Origin of the sequence: Microbacterium timonense, from assembly GCF_900292075.1 — a bacterium.
Lineage (GTDB): Bacteria > Actinomycetota > Actinomycetes > Actinomycetales > Microbacteriaceae > Microbacterium > Microbacterium timonense.
In genome coordinates, this window is sequence record NZ_OLMV01000004.1 from 203,090 (window position 1) to 226,376 (window position 23,287).

Below are 23,287 nucleotides of genomic sequence, written 5' to 3' on the forward strand. Positions count from 1 at the left end.
CGTCGAAGCTCCCACCGATTGGTCCCCTGTGTCCGCCGACCCGCACTCTCGCTCCGTCGCCCCCGCATGGCTCGAGCGCCCGGCCCACGCCAACCGGCTGGCGCCCGCGGTGTGGCCGGAGCGGGCGACCCGGGACGACGACGGCGTGCTCGAGCTCGGCGGCATCCCCGCGACCGCGCTGCGCGAACGATTCGGCACGCCGCTGTACGTGCTCGACGAGGACGAAGTGCGTGCCACGGCACGCCGAACCCTGGAGGCCTTCCGCGCGGCTGCCGCACGTCACGGGGTGCAAGCGCGGGTGTACTACGCCGGCAAGGCGTTCCTCAGCACCGAGATGGTGCGGTGGGTCACCGAGGAAGGCCTCGCGGTCGACGTCTGCACGGGGGGAGAGCTGGCGGTCGCCCTGGCCGCCGGCGCCGACCCGTCGCGGCTCGGATTCCACGGCAACAACAAGTCCTCCGCCGAGCTCGAACGGGCCGTCGAGGTCGGAATCGGCTCGATCGTCATCGACAGCCTCATCGAGATCGAACGACTTGCCGCCATCGTCGAGCGTCGCGGCGCCACCCAGCCCGTGCTCCTGCGGGTCAACAGCGGAGTGCACGCCGAGACGCACGAGTTCCTGGCGACCGCTCACGAAGACCAGAAGTTCGGCTTCACACTCGCGGATGCCCCGGCCGCCGTGGCGCGGATCCGCGAGCTTCCCGGCCTGGAGTTCGTGGGTCTGCACTGCCACATCGGCTCGCAGATCTTCGGCACCGCCGGATTCGAGGAGTCGGCGGCCCGCATCGTGGAGCTGCATGCCGAACTGCTTCAGGGCGGCGAGCTTCCGGTGCTCAACCTCGGCGGCGGGTTCGGAATCGCGTACACCTCGGTCGACGACCCGACGCCCATAGAGACCTTGGCGGCCGGCATCGCCGACGCCGTCGCGCGGCAGTGCGAGGTGCGCGGCATCCCGATGCCCCACCTCGCGTTCGAGCCCGGGCGCGCGATCGTCGGGCGCGCCGGAGTGACGCTCTACGAGGTCGGCACCACCAAGCCCGTCGCGCTGGACGGCGGCCACTCACGGCTGTATGTGAGCGTCGACGGCGGGATGAGCGACAACCCCCGTCCGGCGCTCTACGGGGCGCAGTTCTCCGCGCGGATCGCCTCGCGTACGAGCGACGCCGAACCGGCTCTGGCCCGCGTGGTCGGCAAGCACTGCGAGTCGGGCGACGTCGTCGTGGACGCCGAGTACCTCCCCGGTGACATCGCACCGGGCGACCTGCTGGCGGTGCCGGCGACCGGCGCGTACTGCTTCTCGCTGTCGAGCAACTACAACTACGTCCCCCGCCCGCCCGTCGTGGCGCTTCGCGGGGGCCGGGCGCGCGTGATCGTGCGCGGTGAGACGGTCGAGGATCTGCTGGCTCGCGACGTCGGCGTCCCCGCGTCCGCGCGTCCGCTCGATGCCGCCTCGACGGAAGGGACCGATCAGTGACCGACTACCGCCGCCTCCGGGTCGCCCTGCTGGGAGCGGGAGCCGTCGGCTCCCAGGTCGCTGCGCTGCTGCGTCAGCACGCCGACGAGCTCGCCGACCGGGCGGGAGCGCGACTGGAGCTGGTGGGCATCGCCGTGCGCGACGTCGACGCCAAGCGCGACGTCGAGCTGCCACGCGAACTGTTCACGACCGATGCGGAGTCCCTCATCGTCGGCGCCGACATCGTCATCGAGCTGATGGGCGGCATCGAGCCGGCGCGCGGCTATCTGCTGCAGGCGATCAACTCCGGTGCCGACATCGTGACCGCGAACAAGGCGCTGCTGGCCACGCACGGTCCCGAGATCTTCGACGCGGCCGACCAGGTCGGCGCCGAGGTCTATTACGAGGCGGCCGCCGCCGGCGCCATCCCCATCATCCGGCCGCTGCGCGACTCGCTCGCCGGCGACCGGGTGCAGCGCATCATGGGCATCGTCAACGGCACGACGAACTACATCCTCGACCGGATGGACACCGAGGGTGCCGAGTTCGCCGACGTGCTGGCCGACGCCCAGCGCCTGGGTTACGCCGAGGCCGATCCCACGGCCGACGTCGAAGGGTATGACGCCGCGCAGAAGGCCGCCATCCTGGCGAGCCTGGCGTTCCACACCACCGTCCCCCTCGATGCCGTGCATCGGGAGGGCATCACGGCCGTCGACAAGTCGATGATGGATGCCGCGCGACACGCCGGCTACGTCATCAAGCTGCTTGCGGTGTGTGAGCGCCTGCACGACGAGTCGGGCGAGTCCATCTCGGTGCGCGTGTATCCCGCGCTGATCGACCGCGCGCACCCGCTGGCCAGCGTGCACGGCGCGAACAACGCCGTCTTCGTGCAGGCCGAGGCCGCCGGCAACCTGATGTTCTACGGCGCGGGAGCCGGTGGTGTGCAGACCGCCTCGGCTGTCCTCGGCGATGTCGTCTCCGCCGCACGGCGTCACATCGCCGGCGGCGTGGGCGTGGGCGAATCGACGCTCGCGAACCTGCCGATCGTTCCCGTGGGGCGGGTGACCACCCGCTACCAGATCACGCTCGAGGTCGACGACCAAGCCGGAGTGCTGGCGACCGTCGCCGGCATCCTCAGCGAGGGTCGCGTCTCGATCGCGACGGTGGAGCAGACCGTCATCCAGGACGGCAACGGCCGACCGGGCGTGGCGCGCCTCGTGATCGGCACGCACAAGGCTTTGGAGCAGGACCTGAGCGAGACGGTGGACCGTCTCGCCGCGAGCGGCGTCGTCGAGCGCGTCGTGTCGGTGCTGCGCGTGGAAGGAGACTGACATGGCACATGTTTGGCGCGGAGTGCTCCGCGAATACGCAGATCGGCTCGGGGTCACCGATACGTCGACCGTCGTCACGCTCGGCGAGGGCGGCACGCCCCTCTTGCCGGCGCCGGCGCTGTCCCGCCGCACCGGGACGGACGTGTGGGTGAAGTTCGAGGGTATGAACCCGACGGGCTCGTTCAAGGACCGCGGCATGACCGTCGCCGTCTCGCGCGCGATCGACCACGGCGCGAAGGCCGTCATCTGCGCCTCCACGGGCAACACCTCCGCCTCAGCGGCCGCGTACGCCGCGCACGCCGGTATCACCGCCGCCGTGCTCGTACCAGAGGGCAAGATCGCGATGGGCAAGCTCAGCCAGGCGGTGGCGCACAACGGCCGGCTGATCCAGATCCGGGGCAACTTCGACGACTGCCTCGAGATCGCGCGGGAGCTGGCCGACAACTATCCGGTGCACCTGGTCAACTCGGTCAACCCCGACCGTATCGACGGCCAGAAGACGGCGGCCTACGAGATCGTCGAGCAGCTGGGCGACGCGCCCGACTTCCACTTCATCCCCGTGGGCAACGCGGGCAACTACACCGCCTACACGCGCGGCTACCGCGAAGAGACCGAACGCGGCGTCTCCACGCGCGTCCCCCGCATGTTCGGCTTCCAGGCGGAGGGATCCGCGCCGCTCGTCCGCGGCGAGGTCGTGAAGAACCCCGACACCGTCGCGAGCGCCATCCGCATCGGCAACCCCGCCTCGTGGGACCTCGCGCTCGAAGCGCGTGACGCCACGGACGGCTGGTTCGGCGCCATCGACGACGACCGGATCCTCGCGGCGCAGAAGCTGCTGTCGGGGGAGGTCGGCATCTTCGTCGAACCCGCCTCGGCCATCAGCGTCGCCGGGTTGCTCGACCGTGTCGAGGCCGGGGTGGTGCCGCAGGGCGCCCGCGTCGTGCTCACCGTGACCGGTCACGGGCTGAAGGATCCGCACTGGGCGCTGCGCAACGCCGACGGCACGCAGGTGGAGCCCACCGTGGTGGACGCGGCGACCTCGGAGGTGGCATCCGTCCTCGAGCTCGCGCCCGCGGCGGCGTCGGCGTGAACGCAGCCGTCGTGCCGGCCCCGGGACGGCGGGTCCTCGTCCGGGTCCCCGCGACGAGCGCGAACCTGGGGCCCGGGTTCGACACGCTGGGCCTGGCGCTCAGCGTGTACGACGAGCTCGACGTGACCGCCCTCGCCGAGGGCGAACTGGAGATCGAGGTCGAGGGCGCGGGCGCCGCCGATGTGCCCCGCGACGCCTCGCATCTGGTGGTGCGGGCGATCGCCTACGCGTACGAGTCGGTGGGCAGGCGCATGCCCGGTCTGCGACTGGTGGCGCGGAACATCATCCCGCACGGGCGGGGCCTGGGATCGTCGGGGGCGGCCGTGGTGTCGGGTCTGCTGGCGGCCAAGGGTCTGCTCGAGGGGGATGTGGAGTTCGGACCTGACGCGCTGCTGCGCCTGGCGACCGAGCTGGAAGGTCATCCCGACAACGTCGCGCCGGCGCTCTTCGGGGGGCTCACGATCGCGTGGGTCGACGAGTCCGGTCCGCAGCACAAGAAGCTGCTGGTGCACCGCGGCGTGTCGCCCCTGGTGTTCGTGCCCGAGTTCACGATGTCGACGAAGCTCGCCCGCAGTCTGCAGCCCACCCAGGTGCCGCGCGAGGATGCCGTCTTCAACGTCTCGCGCTCGGCGCTGCTGATCGCGGCGCTCACGCAGAGCCCCGAGCTGCTGCAGGCCGCGACGGAGGACAAGCTGCACCAGAACTATCGGGCCGGCGCCATGCCGGAGACCGACAAGCTGGTGCGCGCGCTGCGTGCGGCCGGATTCGCCGCCGTCGTCTCGGGGGCCGGGCCCAGCGTCCTCGTGCTGGCGGACGGTCCCGGCCGTCGGCTGGAAGCGGCTGCGCTGGCCGCTGCCACGACCGACACCCCGTGGGAAGCCCTCATGCTCGCCGTCGACTTCAAGGGTGGTACAGTGAGGGAGTACGCGGAGGGTTCCACGTAACTCGTGAATCTGGCCTCCGTCGCAATTCTGCGAAACCACCGCACGGCATTCTGACCTGCCGACGTCCGCTGAGCACCCTCGCGGTCCCTCACCCCGTCGGCGGGTGATTCGGCAGGCCTGACAACCGGTCGAAGGGGCACCCGCCCCGGAGAGAACGCCGTGTGATCGTGCACAACCATTCGTACTCACAAGGGAGAACTCGTGGAGTCCATCTCCGAGATCCACGCCGACGTTCCGGCCGACGAGCGCGCGGAAGCGCCTGAGGCCGTCGAGAACGCGGCATCCTCCGAGGCGTCGGCCGAAGCCGCCGCCGATGACACCGCCGCGGCCGCGCAGGCTGCCGATGCGGCCGTCGCCGAGGCCGAGGACGCCGACGCGGTCGCGGCCGAAGCCGTCGTCGAGGCCGTCGTGGCCGAGCAGGTCGCCGAAGAGGCGGTCGCCGAGGCGCAGGCCGCCGCGGACGCGGGTGACGAGGCGGCCGCCGACGCGTCTGCCGTCGTCGCCGAACAGGCGCTCGCCGACGCGTTCGTTGCCGAGGCCGTGGCCGAAGAGGCCGTCGTCGATGCCGCGGTGGCCGATGCCGCCGCCGATGCCGCGGTCGCAGAGGCCGTGGTCACCGAGACCGAGGCACCGGCTGCGGAGGCGCCGGCTGCGGAGGCACCGGCCGCGGAGGCACCGGCTGCGGAGGCACCGGCTGCGGAGGCACCGGCCGCGCCGGCGAAGGCACCGCGCAAGCGAGCGCCCCGTCGGGCCAAGAGTGCCGACACCGCGCCCGCCGAGACCCCGACCGAGGTCGTGAGCGAGGCCCCCGCCGAGGCGGCCGCCGGGGCGGCGAGCGAGGCCCCCGCTGCGAGCGCGGCCGACGCCGAGGCCGCGACGCAGCCGGCGGAAGCGGCATCCGCCCCCGCTGAGGGCACGGCCGACGCCGAGCCGACCGCGGACCAGGCGGAGGGCGGCGAGCAGCAGGTCGAGACCGACGGGGCTGAGGCGCCGTCGCGCGGCCGCAGCCGCAGCCGGAGCCGCAGCCGCAACCGCAACCAGAACGGCGACAAGGCGCAGGGTGGTCAGAACGCCCCCGAGAAGCAGAACGCGCCGGCCGCAGAGACCGCGAAGGCCGAGACCGCCGAGGAGGAGCCGCAGGCTCAGGGCAACGGCCGCGGACGTCAGCGCAACAAGCGTCGCGGCGGTCAGCCGACCGGCGACGAGTTCGAGACCGAGATCGGCGAGGACGACGTCCTCATCCCGATCGCCGGCATCCTCGACGTGCTCGACAACTACGCCTTCGTGCGCACCACCGGGTACCTCCCGGGCCAGAGCGACGTCTACGTCTCGCTCGGTCAGGTGAAGAAGTACAACCTGCGCAAGGGCGACGCGGTCGTCGGCGCGATCAAGCAGCCGCGCGAGGGCGAGCAGTCCAGCCGCCAGAAGTACAACGCGCTGGTGAAGGTCGACGCCATCAACGGCCTGTCGATCGAGGATGCCGCCAACCGCGTCGAGTTCGGCAAGCTGACGCCGCTGTACCCGCAGGAGCGCCTGCGGCTGGAGACGGCGCCCGAGAAGCTGACGCAGCGCATCATCGACCTCGTGGCGCCGATCGGCAAGGGTCAGCGCGGCCTCATCGTCGCGCCTCCCAAGGCCGGCAAGACGATCGTGCTGCAGCAGATCGCCAACGCCATCGCGATCAACAACCCCGAGGTGCACCTCATGGTCGTGCTCGTCGACGAGCGCCCCGAAGAGGTCACCGACATGCAGCGCACCGTCAAGGGCGAGGTCATCGCCTCGACCTTCGACCGTCCCGCCGAGGACCACACCACCGTCGCCGAGCTCGCCATCGAGCGTGCGAAGCGCCTTGTGGAGCTCGGCCGGGATGTCGTGGTGCTGCTCGACTCGATCACCCGCCTCGGTCGGGCGTACAACATCTCCGCCCCGACCTCCGGTCGTGTGCTCACCGGTGGCGTCGACGCGTCGGCGCTGTACCCGCCCAAGCGCTTCTTCGGCGCCGCGCGCAACATCGAGAACGGCGGATCGCTCACGATCCTCGCAACCGCCCTCGTCGAGACGGGCTCCAAGATGGACGACGTCATCTTCGAGGAGTTCAAGGGCACCGGCAACAGCGAGCGGCGCCTGACCCGCCAGCTCGCCGACAAGCGGATCTTCCCGGCCGTGGACGTCAACGCGTCCAGCACCCGCCGCGAGGAGATGCTGCTCTCGCCCGACGAGGTCAAGATCACCTGGAAGCTCCGCCGCGCGCTGGCCGGTCTCGAGCCCCAGCAGGCGCTGGAGGTCGTGCTCGGCAAGCTCAAGGAGACCCAGTCGAACGTCGAGTTCCTGGTGCAGATGCAGAAGTCGATCCCCGCGCCGGTCCACGGCAACGGGCATGGTGGTGGCCACAGCCACGCGCACGACAACAGCATCCGCTGACCTGGCGATGTTCGAGTCCGTCAAAGGGCTGATCGAGGAGCACGCGGCAGTCCAGGCCGAGCTGTCCGACCCTGCTGTGCACGCTGACGTGGCCCGTGCCAAGCGGGTGAACCGGCGCTACGCCGAGCTGTCGCGCATCGTGAAGGCGCACGAGGACTGGACGGCGGCATCCGTCGATCTGGATGCCGCCCGAGAGCTTGCGCGTGAGGACGAGGCGTTCGCCGAGGAGGTCCCTGCGCTGGAGGCCAGACTCGCCGAGGCGCAGGAGAGGCTGCGGCGTCTGCTGATCCCGCGCGACCCCGACGACGCGCGCGACGTGATCATGGAGATCAAGCAGGGGGAGGGCGGCGCCGAGTCGGCGCTGTTCGCCGCCGACCTGCTGCGGATGTACCTGCAGTACGCGGCATCCAAGGGCTGGAAGACCGAGCTGCTCGAGCGCAACGAGTCCGATCTCGGCGGTTACAAGGACGTCCAGGTCGCGATCAAGGGCACGTCGAGCGACCCGGCGCAGGGCGTATGGGCGCACCTGAAGTACGAGGGCGGCGTGCACCGCGTGCAGCGGGTGCCGGCGACGGAGTCGCAGGGGCGCATCCACACCTCGACCACCGGCGTGCTGGTGTTCCCCGAGGTGGACGAGCCCGAAGAGATCCACATCGACCCGAACGACCTGAAGGTCGACGTCTTCCGCTCGTCCGGGCCCGGCGGCCAGTCGGTCAACACGACCGACTCGGCGGTGCGGATCACGCACGTGCCGACCGGGATCGTCGTCTCGATGCAGAACGAGAAGTCGCAGCTGCAGAACCGAGAGGCGGGCATGCGCGTTCTGCGGGCCCGTCTGCTCGCCCGGCAGCAGGAGGAGCTCGAGGCGGCGGCATCCGACGCCCGCAAGTCGCAGATCCGCGGCATGGACCGGTCCGAGCGCATCCGCACGTACAACTTCCCCGAGAACCGCATCGCCGACCACCGCACCGGCTACAAGGCGTACAACCTCGACCAGGTCATGGACGGCGCCCTCGACCCCCTGATCGAGTCGGCGATCCAGGCCGACGAGGAGGCGCGCCTGGCCGCCCTCGGCTCCGACGACGCCTGACGCGCGGTCCCTCCTCCGGGCGCGCGTCGCCTCCGGGGGCGCCTCGTCGTTGCGTCGCCGCCTCCGCCGCCTCGTCGCTGCGTACCGCGCGTCGCCGCCCCCGCCCTGGATCGTTTCACTTGCGCTGAACGTACACCGGAACGCCATCTCGGCGTACGTTCAGCGCAAGTGAAACGTTTTCGGGCGACGAGGCGGGACGACGGCGGCGACGGACGGGAGGCGACGGGCGCGTGACGAAGACGCCCGCGCCAGCCTGTGGAGAGATCGACGGATGCCGTGCCGGGACGTGGCAGAGTGCGCTCGTGTTTCCTCTCGACGGGCCAGCCTTCCGCGTCGCCGATGCCGTTCGCGCCGGGATGCCGCGCCGCGCGATCGATCATCCCGCCCTCGAGCGACCTTTCGCCGGCCTTCGCGCCCAGCGCGTGGTCGAGGACGACGCCGCGGACCGGCACCCGTTCGAACTCGCCCGTGAGGCGCACTGCCGCCTCGCCAGGCAGTTCGTCGTCCATATGCATGCGCACGAGTGCTTCTCGCATGTGACTGCAGCGTTGCTGTGGGAGCTGCCGCTGCCGCCCGTGGACACGGAGCGCATCGACGTCTCCGTGCCCGCTCCGCGTCGCGCGCCGGCGGGCCGGGGTGTGCGTGGCCATCAGCTGCGGCCGGCGCAAGTCACAGTGGTGAGGCATCCCGAGGGGTTCGCGATCACGTCCCCCGTGTCGACTTGGGCCCAGTTGGGTTCGATGGTGCGGCATCCGTACGATCTCACGGCCATCGCCGACGCGATCATCCGGACCCCACGGGTGGCGGGGCCCCACGGGCGCGTGCTCAGACCTGCCTACGCAACGGTGGGCGAGCTCGCCGTCGAGCTTGCATGCGGCCGCAGGATCGGCATCCGCGCGCTCGAGGACGCGCTGCGCCGTACGCGCCCCAGGGCCGCATCGCGGCCTGAGACGTGGACTCGGCTCACGATCACGGATGCCGGGCTGCCGGAGCCGGTCCTCGATCATGACGTCTACGACGACGTCGGCGCCTTCATCGGCTGCGTCGATCTCGCGTACGTCGCCGAGAAGATCGCCATCGAATACGAGGGGGACCACCACCGTGTGAGCCAGGCCCAATGGCTGCGCGATCTCGAGAAGCACGATCGGCTCGCCGCACTCGGGTGGCGCGTCATTCGCGTGACGCGGGCCGAGGTGTTCGAGGCGCCAGACGTACTCGTCGGTCGCGTGCGCGGCGCACTCGGTTCGCGCTCGTGAGGCTGCGTCGCTCCCGGTTGCCCCGGCACCCATTTCACTTGCGCTGAATGTACGCCGAGCGGCCGTTCGCGCGTACGTTCAGCGCAAGTGAAACGAATCAGCCGGAGCGACCTCGCACCGTGGCTCCTCCGGCTCACCCGGCGTCCCGCTGCCGGCGTGGGCATCGACGGACCGCTCGCGTGGACCCTCGGCACGCTCGTCGTGTGGCTGGTGACGGCGCTGGCGGCGTGGCTGCTGCCGCCGCTGTTCATCCGGGAGCGTGCCGAGGACCGCCGCCGCGGCTGACGGCCACAGACGCGACACGGCGTCGGACCCACCTGCCACAATGGGGACGTGCAGGTAGGGCATGTGCCGCTCATCGGCCGTACCGCCGATCTCGCTGACCTCCGCGACGACCTGGCCGCCGTCGGGCGGTCCGGTCGCGCCGTCGTCATCTCGGGCGACGCCGGCATGGGCAAGACCCGCCTTCTCCGGGAGTTCACGGCCGCACTGGACGACTGGGTGGTGCTGCGCGGCGGCTGCGTCGACTCAGGTTCCGGTCCCGCGCCGCTCGCGGCGATCGTCGACCTGCTCCGCAGCGCCCAGGACGCGTTCGGCGCGGACGTCGTGCGCGAAGCGGCCGGCCGGGGAGCGGACGCGCTCGGCGTGCTCGTCCCGAGCCTGGGCGGCGGCGGTGAAGGGGCGGAACGGCTCGTCGACGTCGTGGTCGAGCTCATGTCGGCGCTGGCCCGGCTGCAGCGGCTCGTCGTGGTGGTGGAGGACCTGCACTGGGCCGACGGCACGACGCTCGAGATCATCGCCCGGCTGGTCCGTCGTGCCGCCGCGGTCCCGCTGTTCGTCGCGCTCACTTACCGCACCGACGACGTCGGTCGCGGCCACCCGCTCCGACCGGTGCTGACCGAGCTCGAGCGCGCGCGCCTGCTCGTCCACCGGCCGCTGTCGCGACTGAGCGACAGCGAGGCCGGCGCGCTCGCCGGCGCGATCGGCGGCGACGCGGTCGCGGGCGAGGTGCTGCGCGACATCGCCGCCCGCAGCGAAGGCATCCCGTTCTACATCGAGGAGCTCGCCAGCTTCTCGGGCGATCGCCTTCCGACATCGCTGCGCGACGTCCTCCTGCTGCGATACGAAGCACTGGATGCCGACACCCGCGCCTTCATCCGGGTGCTGGCCACCGGCGGTGTCTCGGTGGCGCACGGGGTCGCCCGAGAGGTGCACGGCGGGAGCGAGGCGGCGTTCGAGACGGCGGTGCGCGCCGCCGTCGACGCGCAGGTGATCGTGGTGCACGACGACGACTACGCCTTCCGGCACGCCCTCATGCGCGAAGCCGTGTACGCGGAGCTCCTCCCCACCGAGCGCGTTCGCCTCCATATCGCGTACGCGACCGCGCTGGAGGCCGTCGACCCGACGCCGCGGGTGCTCGCCGACGTCGCGCACCACTGGTGGGCGGCCCGCGCCGCCGACCGCGCCCTGGCCGCAGCGGTGAACGCGCAGCGCGCGGCGAGCCGGGCATCGGCATGGTCGACGGCGGCGGAGGCGGGCGAGCGGGCCCTCGAGCTGTGGGACGCGGTGCCCGATCCGATTGCCGTCGCCGGTGTCACGCGCGTGCACCTGCTGCGCCGGACGGCGGCTGCGCTCGTTTCGGCGAACCGCCACGAGCGCGCACTCGCCTTCGCGCGCGAGGCGGTGGCCGACTGGCCCGAGGACGATCGAGCGGGTCTGGCGTCGATGCTCGGGGAGCTTGCCACCGTCGAACTGCAATCCGGTACGTCGGACGGGCTGGCGAGCATCGACCGCGCCCTTGCCATCCTGGGCGACGACCCGCAGTACGACCTGCTGCGCGCCGACCTGCTGCTGAGCTCGGCGCGCGTGCACATGCTCAATCGGCGGCAGCGGCTCGGATGGGATCTGGCCATGGCCGCCAAGTCGACCGCAGAGCCCTTCGCCGATGCCGGGGATCGGGGCGCCGCCGAGATCGTCGCGCAGGCCCTTCTCATCGCGGCGACCTGCCGCACCTCCAGCGGCGACGCCGACGGGGTCGAGCTGTTCGAGGAGGCGCGGCGGCGCTCGGAAGGCTTCATCCGGGCGATGATGCGCTTCTACATCAATTACTCCAACAGCCTCATGCTGGTGGGGCGCTACGACGACGCGGTGGCGTTGGCCCGAGAGGGGACCGCCTACGGCAGGGAGCACTTCGCCGACCGAGGGCCGTTGCTGATGGTCGAGGCGAACCTCATAGAGGCGATGATGTACGCCGGGCGGATGCGCGAGGCGGAGCAGATGGGCGAGCAGCTGGCGCCGCTCATCGAGTCCGGCCTCTTCTCCGCGTTCCTGCGTGAGCGGCTGCTGTGCCTCGCGGTCTGGCGCGGCCGCCTCGACGACGCCGAGCGCGCGCTGGACGACGTCCTCGACGAGCTGGCGCCGTTCGGCGTGTACGAGTACCAGACCCGCCTGGGGCTCGCGTACGACCTGGGTGAGCTCGCCCTGGCTCGCGGCGACGCCCGCCGGGCGCTCGAGCACGCGTCCGCCGCCCGCGAGTTCGCGGCGGAGGGCAACGCGCCGCTCGATCTGCCCTTGGCGGCGGTCGCCGCGCGTGCCGTCGCCATGCTGCGCGCGCAGGGTGCGGGGGAGGGGACGGGTGCCGAGCTCGCCCCGTTCCGCGCGATCATCGACCGCCTCACCGGCTGGCCCATCGCTGCGCTGTGGGCCGCGGTGTTCGCGGCCGAACTGGGCGAAGGGCCCTGGAGTGCCGCCATAGATGCCTCGGGGCCGGCGTACGTGCGTGCGTACGCCATGCTGCGCGACGGGGAGCGGCTCGTCGACGCGGCCGAGCGCGCCGCCGCGAAGGAGCGTCTGGAGCAGGCCGCGGCGTTCGCCGAGGAGATCGGCGCCGACCGGCTCGCGCGCCGGGCGCACCAGCTCCTCGCCGACGCGGGGCTGTCGACGGGCGCGACCGATACCGCCCTCACCGCTCGCGAGGAGCAGGTGCTGGCGCTCGTGGCCGAGGGGCTCAGCAATGCGCAGATCGCCCGCCGGCTCTACATCAGCGCCAAGACGGTCTCGGTGCACGTGTCGGCGATCCTGCGCAAGCTGGGCGCCTCCTCACGCACGGAGGCCGCTGCCATCCATGCACGGCGAGTCGCCTGAAGCGCCGTCGGATCCGGTGAGCCGAGTCGCCTGAAGCGCCGTCGGATCCGGCGAGCCGGTCGCCTGAACCGTCGTGGCATCTCGTGAGCGGTCACCATCCAGCTGGATGCGTGGCCCGAAGCCCCTCAGATGGAGTACTCGGGCGCGGTCAGCAGGGCGCGCGTGTCGTCGCCGGTGCGGCGCGCGCGGGGCTTGGCCGGGACACCCACGAGCACGCTGTCAGCGGGCGCGTCCTTCGTGACCACCGCGTTCGCGCCGACCACGGAGCCGGCGCCCACGGTGACGGGGCCGAGGATCTTCGCCCCTGCGCCGATCGCGACGCCGTCCTCGATCGTCGGGTGGCGCTTGCCGCCCTCGCGCTGCCGGCCGCCCAGCGTGACGCCGTGATACAGCATGACGTCGTCACCGACCTCGGCGGTCTCCCCGATCACCACGCCCATGCCGTGGTCGATGAAGAATCGGCGGCCGATGGTGGCGCCGGGGTGGATCTCGATGCCCGTCATCCAGCGTGTGATCTGGGATCCGGCGCGAGCGAGGAAGCGGAAGCCGCGGGTCCACAGCGCGTGCCACACGCGGTGCGCCCAGATCGCGTGGAGGCCGGGGTAGAGCACGGCGATCTCCAGGCCGCCACGGGCCGCCGGATCGCGCAGGCGTGCCGCCGCGACGTCCTCGCGCACTCTCGCGATGATCCCGATGTGCTGCGTCGTCACTTCGCCGCCTCCTCGGGGTCGCGCAGGTGCGCGTACAGAGCCGTCGAGAGGTACCGCTCGCCGGAGTCCGGGACGATCACCACGATGCGCTTGCCGACCGACTCGGGGCGGGCGGCGATCTGCAGAGCGGTCCACACCGCCGCTCCCGCCGACATCCCCGCGAGGATGCCTTCGCGTGCGGCGAGCTCTCGGGCGACGCGGATGGCGTCGTCGAACTCGACGTCGACGATCTCGTCGACGACCGACCGGTCCAGCACGTCCGGTACGAAGTTGGGGCCGATGCCCTGGATACGGTGGCCGCCGGCGCGTCCCTCGGTCAGGACGGGGGAGTCCTTGGGTTCCACCAGCACCACCTTGACGTCGGGGTTGCGCTGTTTGAGCACCTGTCCGACGCCGGTCACGGTGCCGCCGGTACCCGAACCCGCCACGAAGACGTCCACGCGGCCGTCGGTGTCGCGCCAGATCTCCTCCGCCGTGGTCTGGCGGTGGATGGCGGCATTCGCCTCGTGCTCGAACTGGCGCGCGAGCACGGCGCCGGGTGTCTCGGCCGCGATGCGCTGCGCCGTCTCGACGGCCTCCGTCATGCCCTTGTACGGGTCGGTGAGCACGAGCTCAGCCCCGTACGCCTTCAGCAGCGTCCGCCGTTCCTTCGACATCGAGGCCGGCATGGTGAGGACAACGCGGTACCCCCTGGCAGCCCCGATGAGCGCGAGGGCGATGCCGGTGTTTCCGCTGGTGGACTCCACGATCGTCCCGCCGGGCTGCAGCTCGCCCGACGCCTCGGCCGCTTCGACCAGCGCGTAACCCAGCCGATCCTTCACCGATGAGCCGGGGTTGTAGAACTCGAGTTTCGCGACCACCTCGGCCTCGAGCCCCGCGGTGAGGGTGTTCAGGCGCACCAGCGGGGTCTGGCCGAAAGCCGTCGTGATGTCGGGATGGATGCCGGGCACGGAGCTGCTCCTCGGATTCGAGCGGTGCGGACGAAAACGCCGACGGCGCGCCGGTCCCCGAACGGGTCGCCCGGCGCGCCGTCGTGATGGATCAATCTTCGCGCAGATCCTCGAAAAGCGCGGTGGAGAGGTAACGCTCGCCGGTGTCGGGGGTGACCACGACGATCTTCTTGCCGGCGTTCTCGGGGCGCGCGGCCACCTGCAGGGCGGCCCAGACCGCCGCACCGCTGGAGATGCCGACGAGGATGCCTTCCTTGGCGGCCAGGTCGCGCGACGTCGCGATGGCGTCGTCGAACTCGACCGTGACGACCTCGTCGTAGACGGTGGTGTCGAGGATCGGCGGCACGAAGTTCGGGCCGATGCCCTGGATCTTGGCAGGGCCGGGGGTCCCGGTGGACAGCAGAGGAGACGCCGACGGCTCGACGGCGACGACGCGGACGTCGGGCTTGCGCTCCTTGAGCACCTGGCCGACGCCGGTGATGGTGCCGCCGGTGCCGATGCCGGCGACGAAGATGTCGACGTCACCGCCGGTGTCACGCCAGATCTCCTCGGCGGTGGTCTTGCGGTGGATCTCGCGGTTCGCCTGGTTCTCGAACTGCTTGGCGAGGATCGCGCCCGGGGTCTCAGCAGCGATGCGCTCGGCCTCGGCGACGGCGCCCTTCATGCCGCCGGCCGGGTCGGTGAGCACGAGCTGGGCGCCGAATGCCTTCAGCAGCAGGCGACGCTCGACCGACATCGACGACGGCATCGCGAGGATGACCTTGTAGCCGCGCGCCGCCCCGACGAGGGCCAGCGCGATGCCGGTGTTGCCGCTGGTGGCCTCGACGATCGTGCCGCCGGGCTGGAGGGCACCGGCCGCCTCGGCGGCGTCGACGATCGCGATGCCCAAGCGGTCCTTGACGCTGGAACCGGGGTTGTAGAACTCGAGCTTGGCGTAGACCTCGGCCCCCGCGCCGTCGGTCACACGGTTCAGGCGGACCAGCGGGGTGTTGCCGAAAGCAGCGGTGATATCGGAGTGGATGCCGGGCATGTCGGGCCTTTCGGAAGGTTCACGGCAGATCGTGCACCAGCCTAGGGGGAGGGCCCTTCCGTGAGTCCTTGTGTGACGCGAAGCTGGTGCAGACGCGGTACTCTCGCGCCCCGCCACGCGCCCGGTCCGCGACGCCGCGGTGGGGCGCACCGGCATAGGGTTGATCGGTCATGTCATCCTCAGACGACTCCCTTCCGCTGTCCGAGGCGCTCACGCGCGCCGCGTCGCGCCTGGCCGGTGCCGGGATCGCCGACCCGCTGGTGGACGCCGAGCTCCTGACCGCTGTCGTGCTCGGCAGCGGGCGCGGGGGAGTGCAGGCAGCCGCCGTCCGCGGAGACCGGCTCACGGCCGACCAGGCGGCACGGCTCGACGGACTCGTCGCCCGACGTGCGACGCGCGAGCCGCTGCAGCACATCACGGGGACCGCACCCTTCCGGCACCTCGAGCTCCGGGTCGGCCCGGGGGTCTTCGTGCCCCGGCCCGAGACCGAGATCCTCGCGCAACTGGCCATCGATGCGCTGCGCGCGGCGGCATCCCCCTCCCCGATCGCGGTGGATCTCGGCACCGGCAGCGGCGCCATCGCACTGGCGATGGCGACCGAGGTGCCGCACGCGCGGGTCTTCGCCGCCGAGAACTCGGTTGACGCGTTCGTGTGGACGAAGGAGAACTTCGCGCTCGTGGGTGCTGAGAACGCCCATCTGGCCTTCATCGACCTGGAGCGCGCCTTCCCGGAACTCGACGGCACCGTCTCGGTCGTCGCCTCCAATCCGCCGTACGTGCCGGATGCGGCCATCCCGCGCGACCCGGAAGTGCGGTTCTACGACCCGCCCGCGGCGCTGTACGGGGGAGAGGACGGCCTGGACGTCGTTCGGGTGCTGAGCCGGGTGGGGCTGCGCCTGGCGCACCCGGGCGGCACGATCGTGATCGAGCACGGCGAGTGGCAGGGAGAGCAGGTGAGGGAGGTCCTCGCCGCCGACGGCTGGCGCGCCGCCGCCACCCACCCGGACCTCACGATGCGCGATCGCGCGACGACCGCCGTGCGGCCCTGACGGCCATGCGCGGAAGCGATCACCCACCCGCACGCCTCTGCGGGCGCGGGGCGAGCGCCGTCGCCGACTAAACTGTCGGGCGACATGTCCCCCATCTTCGACTGCCGTGACGAGGCGCAGCTGCTCACCGGCATGCGCCAGGCGCGCCAGGCCATCGCCCGGGGCGAGCTGGTCGTCATCCCCACCGACACCGTGTACGGGGTCGCCGCGGACGCCTTCGATCACGAGGCGGTCGCACGCCTGCTGGCTGCCAAGGGTCGTGGCCGGCAGTCGCCGCCGCCCGTCCTGGTCGCCGGCGTCACGACGCTGCGCGCGCTCGTGGCCGAGGTGCCCGAGCCCGTCGAACGACTGGTCGAGGAGTTCTGGCCCGGGGGCCTCACGATCGTGCTTCCGGCGCAGCCGTCGCTGTCGTGGGACCTCGGCGAGACGCGCGGCACCGTGGCGGTGCGCATGCCGGCGCACCGGATCGCCCTCGAGCTTCTCGAGGAGACGGGACCCTTGGCCGTATCTAGCGCCAACCTGACCGGCATGGCCGCCGGGATCACGGCCGAGGACGCGAGGGACATGCTGAAGGACTCCGTCGCCGTCTACCTCGGCGACGGGCCGTCCAAGACCGGCGTGCCCTCCACGATCATCGACGCGACCAGCCTGGTGGGCGGCACGGAGCCCCGTGTGCGGGTGCTCCGGGACGGCGCCGTGACCCGCGAGCAGCTGCGCGGTGTGCTCGGGGACCTGCTGGAACCCGACCCCGGCTCAGAGCCCGACCCCGGCTCGGATGCCGAGCCGGCTCCTGCGCCCGAGGCGCGGGAGCCGGACCGCTCGTGAAGCAGTACGTCTTCACCATCCTCCTCACGGCGGCGATCACGTTCGTCCTGTCCTGGGCGGTATGGCGCCTGAGCCTCAGGTACAAGCTGTATCCCGGCATCCGTGAACGCGACGTCCACAAGACGCCCACCCCGCGGCTGGGCGGGGTCGCCATGTTCCTCGGCGTGGTGGCGGCCTTCGCGGTCTCGTCGCAGCATCCGTTCTTCGCGATCATCTGGACGCAGCCGCAGCAGATCTACGCACTGCTGGGCGCCACGGCCCTCATCGTCGTGATCGGCGTGCTGGACGACCTGTGGGACCTGGACTGGATGATCAAGCTCGGTGCGCAGTTCCTCGCCGCCGGGCTCATCGCCTGGTTCGGTCAGCTGCAGATCTATGCGCTGCCGATCGGGGGAATGACGATCTTCTCGAGCTGGGTCAGCTTCACGCTCACCGTCTTCTCGATCGTGATCGTCATGAACGCCGTCAACTTCATCGACGGGCTCGACGGGCTGGTCGCCGGCGTGTGCCTCATCGCGAACGTGGTCTTCTTCGCGTACTCCTACATGGTGGTGCGCGACACCGGTGCGAGCACGTTCTTCAACCTGGCCTCGTTCATCGCCGCCGTGCTCATCGGGGCGTGCATCGGGTTCCTCCCGCTGAACTGGAGCCCGGCGCGGCTGTTCATGGGGGATGCCGGAGCCCTGATGCTCGGCCTTCTCATGGCCTGCTCGGCCATCGCCATCACCGGGTCGTTCGACCCGGCCATCGTGGGCGACAACGACGAGTTCGGCCGGTCGCAGCTGCTCGGTGCATTCATCCCGATCCTGCTGCCGGTGGTCGTCGTGCTCCTGCCGCTCCTGGACTTCGGGCTGGCCGTCATCCGGCGCATGAGCAAGGGCAAGTCCCCGTTCTCCCCGGACCGCAAGCACCTGCACCACCGCATGCTCGACATGGGGCACTCCGACCGTGACGCGGTGCTCATCTTCTACGCGTGGACGGCGCTGGTCAGTCTGTCGGTGCTGCTGATGTACATCGGCACCACGCTGCAATGGCCCGGCGACTACCTCTTCGGCGTGGCGTACGGGATCGTGGGGATCGCCGCCTGCCTGGTCGTCACCTTCCTGCCCTCGCACAAGCGCGCCGTTCACGCCGCGCCCGCTCCCGATCCCGCGCCCGCACAGGAGGACGCCCGATGAGCCAGACGCCCCTCTCCAGCACACCGATCCTGCGCACCGTCCTGGTGTGGTCGGGATCGGTCACCGCCGGGCTGCTCGTCATCGGCGCGGTCATCGGCTTCCTCGTCGCCGGCGCGGACGGCCTGTGGAGCGCTGTGGCCGGCGTGCTCATCGCCGCGGTGTTCCTCGGCATCACGGCCGCCAGCATCCTCATCGCCAACCGCTGGTTCGGCGACGCACTGTATGTGCCGATCTTCTTCGGGATCGTGCTCGGCGGCTGGATCCTGAAGTTCGTCGTGTTCCTCATCGCGCTGTTCGTGCTGCGAGATCAGCCCTGGATCGTCGGTCCGGTGTTCTTCCTCGCCCTGGTCGTCAGTGTCCTCGCGTCGCTCGTCATCGACGTGGTCGTGCTGCTGCGGATGCGCATGCCGCACGTCAGCGATGTGGAGCTGCCGACAGACCCCGACGCGGGGGACCGCACCGACGACCGGGGTGCGGGGCAATGAGCCGCGTGCGCGCGGATTCAGCGACCTCTCAAGTTTGATAGGCTGGCTGAGCGCCCGCCTGCTCGCCTTGCGAGCTCTTGCGGAGTGACGCTCACCGACCATCGTCGCAACGGTTCTCGACCGATGCCCCGAAGCTGGAGCCAGCGCTGTTTACTCAAGCTGCGACCCTGATCGCCCCCCTTGCCGCGGATGCGCCGCCGGAGTTCCACGGACCTTCGATCGACGAGTTCTTCCCTGACGTCATCTTCGACGCCTTCGGGCTCATCCCGGTGACACGGATCAACCTGATCCAGTTCCTCGCGACGATCGCGATCGTCGTGATCTTCTGGCTCGGCACGCGCCGGATGCGTGTCGTACCCGGGCGCTTCCAGAGCCTCGTCGAGATGGGGCTGGACTTCGTCCGCGTCAACATCGGCGAAGACCTGCTGGGCAAGAAGGACGGGCAGCGGTTCCTGCCCATCCTCACCACGATCTTCTTCATGGTGCTGTTCATGAACATCACGGGCATCATCCCGTTCCTGAACATCGCCGGGACGAGCATCATCGCGGTGCCGCTGACCCTCGCCGTGGTGAGCTACGTCACGTTCATCTACGCCGGCATCAAGAAGAGCCCCAAGAACTTCTTCAAGAACTCGCTGTTCCCCGCGGGCGTGCCGTGGCCGATCTACATCATCGTCACTCCGATCGAGCTCATCTCGACCTTCATCATCCGGCCGGTCACGCTGACCCTCCGACTCCTCATGAACATGATGGTCGGCCACCTGCTGCTCGTGCTGTTCTTCGCCGCCACGCAGTTCTTCCTCATCGACATGGGCGGATGGTGGTCCGCGCTCGCGGCGGGTTCGCTCGCGTTCGGGTTCGTCTTCACCTTGTTCGAAATCCTGGTGGCCGTCCTCCAGGCGTACGTCTTCGCTCTCCTCACCGCGGTCTACATCCAGCTCGCGGTCGCCGAAGAGCACTGAAAGCGGGACGGCTGGAAGGCCGCCCACAACTGAAAGGAAACACCCCCGTGGACGCAACTACGGTTCTCGCAGAGCTCAGCGGCAACGTCGCGACGATGGGCTACGGCCTCGCCGCGATCGGCCCGGCCATCGGCGTGGGCATCGTCGTCGGCAAGACGATCGAGGGCGTGGCGCGCCAGCCCGAGCTCGCGGGCCGCCTGCAGGTGCTCATGTGGATCGGTATCGCCTTCACCGAGGCGCTCGCCTTCATCGGCATCGCAACCTACTTCATCTTCCAGTAATCGCCGATCCAGACCTAAGGAGACAGGATGCTGCACGCTCTTGTCGCGTACGCCGCGGAAGAGGGGCACAACACCAACCCCCTCATCCCCGCCTGGTACGACATCATCTGGTCGTCGGTCTGCTTCATCGTCATCCTTCTCATCTTCTGGAAGGTCGCCCTTCCTCGGATGAAGAAGCTGCTCGACGAGCGGTCCGCGGCGATCGAAGGCAACATCGCGAAGGCCGACGAGGCCCAGCGCAAGGCCGAGGCCGCGCTCGAGGAGTACACGGCGCAGCTCGCCGAGGCGCGCAAGGAGGCCGGTGAGATCCGCGACGCCGCCCGTGAGGACGGCAAGAAGATCGTCGCCGAGGCCAAGGAGACCGCTTCGGCGGAAGCCGCGCGCCTGACCGCCACCGCGCACGCACAGATCGAGGCCGAGCGTCAGACCGCGCTCGTGTCGCTGCGCAGCGAGGTGGGCACCCTCGCCCTCGACCTCGCCGGCGGCGTGATCGGTGAGACGCTGTCCGACGACAAGAAGGCTCAGGCCGTCGTCGACCGGTTCCTCGCCGAGCTCGAGGAGTCCGAAGGGGCCAAGGCGTAATGGGCAGCGCGACCACTCAGGCCATGGCGGCGACGACCGCGGCGCTGGGCGCCGCGTCGGACGTCGACCTCGACGTCGCCCGCGAGTTGTTCGCCGTGGCGCGCGCCGTGGCCGACTCGTCGCAGCTGAGCGGCGCGCTGGCCGACTCGGCGGCTCCCGCCGATGCCCGTCGCAAGGTCGTGACCGACGTCTTCGGGTCGGCTGTGAAGGCCACGACGACGTCGCTGCTGACGACGGCCGTCGCCGAGCGCTGGTCGTCGGCCGACGACCTCATCGACGGCATCGAGGAGCTCGCCATCCGGGCCGCGGCGGTCGCTGAGGCGAACGCCGACGTGGAGGCCGAGCTGTTCGCGTTCTCGCGCACCGTGGCCGACAACGCCGAGCTCGAGCTCGCGCTGGGCAGCCGTCTCGGCGATGCGTCGGCCAAGGGCGCGCTCGTCGAGTCGCTGCTGGGCGGACGCGCCAGCGCCGCCTCGACGCTCATCGCGGCATCCCTGGTCCAGCAGCCGCGCGAGCGGCGCGTGCGTCAGCTGCTCTCCCGCGCCACGAGGATCGTCGCCGACCAGCGCGGCCGGGCGGTGGCCACCGTCGTGGCCGCAGCCCCGCTGAGCGCCGCGCAGAGCGAGCGGCTCGCCGCGGCGCTGTCCCAGCGATACGGCACGCGCGTGTCGCTCAACACCATCGTCGACCCGGCCGTGGTGGGCGGTCTGCGCGTGCAGATCGCCGACGACGTGATCGACGCGAGCGTGTCGTCGCGTCTGGCCGATCTTCGTCAGCGGCTCGCCGGCTGACACAGGCTTCCCGCACCGTCCGCAAGGACACAGGCGGAGATTTCGGGGCCGCGGCCCCATGAACGAAGGAAAACAATGGCAGATCTCTCTATCAGCCCCGACGTCATCCGTGACGCGCTGAAGGACTTCGTCGCCGCCTACGAGCCCACGGGCGCCGCGGCCACGGAGGTCGGCACCGTCGTCGACGCCGCGGACGGCATCGCCCACGTCGAGGGTCTTCCCGGCGTCATGGCGAACGAGCTCGTGCGCTTCGAGGACGGCACGGAGGGCCTCGCCCAGAACCTCGACGAGCACGAGATCGGTGTGGTCGTCCTCGGCGACTTCGCCGGGATCGAGGCCGGCCAGACCGTGACCCGCACCGGCGAGGTGCTCTCTGTCGGTGTCGGCGAGGGCTACCTCGGCCGCGTCGTCGACCCGCTCGGAAACCCCATCGACGGTCTCGGCGAGATCGCGACCACCGGACGCCGTGCGCTCGAGCTGCAGGCGCCGGGCGTGATGCAGCGCAAGTCGGTGCACGAGCCGCTGCAGACCGGCATCAAGGCCATCGACGCCATGATCCCGGTCGGTCGCGGCCAGCGTCAGCTCATCATCGGCGACCGCCAGACGGGCAAGACGGCCATCGCGATCGACACGATCATCAACCAGAAGGCCAATTGGGAGTCGGGCGACGTCACGAAGCAGGTGCGCTGCATCTACGTCGCGATCGGCCAGAAGGGCTCGACGATCGCGGCTGTGAAGGGCGCCCTCGAGGACGCCGGCGCGATGGAGTACACGACGATCGTCGCCGCCCCCGCGTCCGACCCGGCCGGTTTCAAGTACCTGGCCCCTTACACCGGCTCTGCGATCGGTCAGCACTGGATGTACGAGGGCAAGCACGTCCTCATCATCTTCGACGACCTCTCGAAGCAGGCCGAGGCCTACCGCGCCGTGTCGCTGCTGCTGCGCCGCCCGCCGGGCCGTGAGGCGTACCCGGGTGACGTGTTCTACCTGCACTCGCGCCTGCTCGAGCGCTGCGCGAAGCTGTCGGACGAGCTGGGCGCCGGCTCGATGACGGGTCTGCCGATCATCGAGACCAAGGCCAACGACGTGTCGGCGTACATCCCGACCAACGTCATCTCGATCACCGACGGCCAGATCTTCCTGCAGTCCGACCTGTTCAACGCCAACCAGCGTCCCGCCGTCGACGTCGGCATCTCGGTGTCGCGCGTGGGTGGTGACGCTCAGGTGAAGTCGATCAAGAAGGTCTCGGGAACGCTCAAGCTCGAGCTGGCCCAGTACCGCTCGCTCGAGGCGTTCGCGATGTTCGCGTCCGACCTCGACGCGGCATCGCGCCGGCAGCTTGCCCGCGGCGCGCGCCTGACCGAGCTGCTCAAGCAGCCGCAGTACTCGCCGTACCCGGTGGAGGAGCAGGTCGTCTCGATCTGGGCCGGCACCAACGGCAAGCTCGACTCGATCGAGGTCGAGGATGTGCTGGCGTTCGAGCGCGAGCTGCTGGACTACCTGCGTCGCAACACGACGGTCCTCGACACGCTGCGCGAGACGAACGTCCTCGACGACGACACCGTCGCCGAGCTGGACCGCAAGACCGACGAGTTCATCCTCGAGTTCCAGGCCGGCAAGGGCCAGGCCATCGGCAAGCCCGGTCACGAAGAGGTCGCGGCGGCCGAGGCCGAGGACGTGAACCAGGAGAAGATCGTCAAGGGCCGCCGCTAAGG

21 protein-coding genes are annotated in these 23,287 nt (G+C 70.6%); 18 read left to right on the forward strand and 3 right to left on the reverse strand.

Going from position 1 to position 23,287, the window contains the following annotated elements; all coding sequences use genetic code 11:
• The first annotated feature begins 28 nt into the window (after positions 1-28).
• From lysA to C9992_RS13295, 9 genes are all read left to right on the forward strand, one after another.
• Entirely contained in the window at positions 29-1,474 is a 1,446-nt protein-coding gene (lysA, locus tag C9992_RS13255; RefSeq protein ID WP_106816093.1) for a diaminopimelate decarboxylase, read from the forward strand.
• Entirely contained in the window at positions 1,471-2,784 is a 1,314-nt protein-coding gene (locus tag C9992_RS13260) for a homoserine dehydrogenase (RefSeq protein WP_106816094.1), read from the forward strand. Before lysA ends, C9992_RS13260 begins: the two co-directional genes overlap by 4 nt.
• Before the next feature lies 1 nt (position 2,785).
• Complete coding sequence (gene thrC, locus C9992_RS13265) at positions 2,786-3,874, forward strand: threonine synthase (protein WP_106816095.1); 1,089 nt, start codon at positions 2,786-2,788, stop codon at positions 3,872-3,874.
• Complete coding sequence (thrB, locus tag C9992_RS13270; RefSeq protein WP_106816096.1) at positions 3,871-4,818, forward strand: homoserine kinase; 948 nt, start codon at positions 3,871-3,873, stop codon at positions 4,816-4,818. The genes thrC and thrB overlap by 4 nt, the downstream gene beginning before the upstream one ends.
• A 201-nt stretch (positions 4,819-5,019) precedes the next feature.
• Complete coding sequence (gene rho, locus C9992_RS13275; protein ID WP_407662246.1) at positions 5,020-7,239, forward strand: transcription termination factor Rho; 2,220 nt, start codon at positions 5,020-5,022, stop codon at positions 7,237-7,239.
• 7 nt (positions 7,240-7,246) lie between these two features.
• Complete coding sequence (gene prfA / locus C9992_RS13280; RefSeq protein ID WP_106816236.1) at positions 7,247-8,329, forward strand: peptide chain release factor 1; 1,083 nt, start codon at positions 7,247-7,249, stop codon at positions 8,327-8,329.
• A 302-nt stretch (positions 8,330-8,631) separates the two neighbouring features.
• Positions 8,632-9,585 (forward strand): endonuclease domain-containing protein, encoded by a 954-nt coding sequence (locus C9992_RS13285; RefSeq protein ID WP_106816097.1) that lies wholly within the window; start codon positions 8,632-8,634, stop codon positions 9,583-9,585.
• 87 nt (positions 9,586-9,672) lie between these two features.
• A complete protein-coding gene (locus tag C9992_RS13290) occupies positions 9,673-9,870 on the forward strand; it encodes a hypothetical protein (protein ID WP_106816098.1) in 198 nt (65 codons plus the stop codon).
• A gap of 48 nt (positions 9,871-9,918) precedes the next feature.
• A complete protein-coding gene (locus C9992_RS13295; protein WP_106816099.1) occupies positions 9,919-12,729 on the forward strand; it encodes an ATP-binding protein in 2,811 nt (936 codons plus the stop codon).
• A 125-nt stretch (positions 12,730-12,854) separates the two neighbouring features.
• Here C9992_RS13295 and epsC read toward each other — a convergent pair whose 3' ends face one another.
• The 3 genes from epsC to cysK (C9992_RS13310) all read right to left on the reverse strand — a co-directional run bounded on the left by epsC (position 12,855) and on the right by cysK (C9992_RS13310) (position 15,419).
• On the reverse strand, positions 12,855-13,424 hold the full coding sequence (gene epsC, locus C9992_RS13300) for a serine O-acetyltransferase EpsC (protein WP_106816237.1): 570 nt from the start codon (positions 13,422-13,424) through the stop codon (positions 12,855-12,857).
• Positions 13,425-13,435: 11 nt separating this feature from the next.
• The gene (gene cysK, locus C9992_RS13305) at positions 13,436-14,389 is read right to left on the reverse strand and encodes a cysteine synthase A (protein WP_106816100.1); all 954 of its coding nucleotides are present in this window, start codon (positions 14,387-14,389) and stop codon (positions 13,436-13,438) included.
• A 91-nt stretch (positions 14,390-14,480) separates the two neighbouring features.
• Positions 14,481-15,419, reverse strand: coding sequence for a cysteine synthase A (cysK, locus tag C9992_RS13310; protein ID WP_106816101.1), 939 nt, complete (start codon positions 15,417-15,419; stop codon positions 14,481-14,483).
• 170 nt (positions 15,420-15,589) lie between these two features.
• Between cysK (C9992_RS13310) and prmC the strand changes: the two genes are divergently transcribed.
• The 9 genes from prmC (at position 15,590) to atpA (ending at position 23,285) form a co-directional block, all read left to right on the forward strand.
• A complete protein-coding gene (gene prmC, locus C9992_RS13315; protein ID WP_106816102.1) occupies positions 15,590-16,468 on the forward strand; it encodes a peptide chain release factor N(5)-glutamine methyltransferase in 879 nt (292 codons plus the stop codon).
• A gap of 84 nt (positions 16,469-16,552) precedes the next feature.
• The gene (locus tag C9992_RS13320; protein WP_106816103.1) at positions 16,553-17,293 is read left to right on the forward strand and encodes an L-threonylcarbamoyladenylate synthase; all 741 of its coding nucleotides are present in this window, start codon (positions 16,553-16,555) and stop codon (positions 17,291-17,293) included.
• On the forward strand, positions 17,290-18,471 hold the full coding sequence (locus C9992_RS13325; protein ID WP_106816104.1) for an MraY family glycosyltransferase: 1,182 nt from the start codon (positions 17,290-17,292) through the stop codon (positions 18,469-18,471). The genes C9992_RS13320 and C9992_RS13325 overlap by 4 nt, the downstream gene beginning before the upstream one ends.
• On the forward strand, positions 18,468-18,956 hold the full coding sequence (locus C9992_RS13330) for a hypothetical protein (protein ID WP_106816105.1): 489 nt from the start codon (positions 18,468-18,470) through the stop codon (positions 18,954-18,956). The genes C9992_RS13325 and C9992_RS13330 overlap by 4 nt, the downstream gene beginning before the upstream one ends.
• 167 nt (positions 18,957-19,123) lie before the next feature.
• Positions 19,124-19,918, forward strand: a complete 795-nt coding sequence (gene atpB, locus C9992_RS13335) for a F0F1 ATP synthase subunit A (protein ID WP_235008241.1) — start codon at positions 19,124-19,126, stop codon at positions 19,916-19,918.
• 47 nt (positions 19,919-19,965) lie between these two features.
• Positions 19,966-20,199 carry an ATP synthase F0 subunit C gene (gene atpE / locus C9992_RS13340; protein WP_067163287.1) on the forward strand — a complete coding sequence of 78 codons (234 nt, stop codon included), beginning with the start codon at positions 19,966-19,968 and terminating at the stop codon, positions 20,197-20,199.
• Between the two features lie 27 nt (positions 20,200-20,226).
• Positions 20,227-20,781 carry a F0F1 ATP synthase subunit B gene (locus tag C9992_RS13345; RefSeq protein WP_106816106.1) on the forward strand — a complete coding sequence of 185 codons (555 nt, stop codon included), beginning with the start codon at positions 20,227-20,229 and terminating at the stop codon, positions 20,779-20,781.
• On the forward strand, positions 20,781-21,572 hold the full coding sequence (locus tag C9992_RS13350; protein ID WP_106816107.1) for a F0F1 ATP synthase subunit delta: 792 nt from the start codon (positions 20,781-20,783) through the stop codon (positions 21,570-21,572). Before C9992_RS13345 ends, C9992_RS13350 begins: the two co-directional genes overlap by 1 nt.
• A gap of 75 nt (positions 21,573-21,647) precedes the next feature.
• The gene (atpA, locus tag C9992_RS13355; RefSeq protein ID WP_106816108.1) at positions 21,648-23,285 is read left to right on the forward strand and encodes a F0F1 ATP synthase subunit alpha; all 1,638 of its coding nucleotides are present in this window, start codon (positions 21,648-21,650) and stop codon (positions 23,283-23,285) included.
• Positions 23,286-23,287 lie beyond the last annotated feature (2 nt).

Coding starts and splice junctions, on each gene's coding strand:
- thrC (WP_106816095.1), top strand. CDS start 2,786: ATGGCACATGTTTGGCGCGGAGTGCTCCGCGAATACGCAGATCGGCTC.
- prfA (WP_106816236.1), top strand. CDS start 7,247: ATGTTCGAGTCCGTCAAAGGGCTGATCGAGGAGCACGCGGCAGTCCAG.
- cysK (WP_106816101.1), bottom strand. CDS start 15,419: ATGCCCGGCATCCACTCCGATATCACCGCTGCTTTCGGCAACACCCCG.
- prmC (WP_106816102.1), top strand. CDS start 15,590: ATGTCATCCTCAGACGACTCCCTTCCGCTGTCCGAGGCGCTCACGCGC.
- C9992_RS13320 (WP_106816103.1), top strand. CDS start 16,553: ATGTCCCCCATCTTCGACTGCCGTGACGAGGCGCAGCTGCTCACCGGC.
- C9992_RS13330 (WP_106816105.1), top strand. CDS start 18,468: ATGAGCCAGACGCCCCTCTCCAGCACACCGATCCTGCGCACCGTCCTG.
- C9992_RS13345 (WP_106816106.1), top strand. CDS start 20,227: ATGCTGCACGCTCTTGTCGCGTACGCCGCGGAAGAGGGGCACAACACC.
- C9992_RS13350 (WP_106816107.1), top strand. CDS start 20,781: ATGGGCAGCGCGACCACTCAGGCCATGGCGGCGACGACCGCGGCGCTG.
- atpA (WP_106816108.1), top strand. CDS start 21,648: ATGGCAGATCTCTCTATCAGCCCCGACGTCATCCGTGACGCGCTGAAG.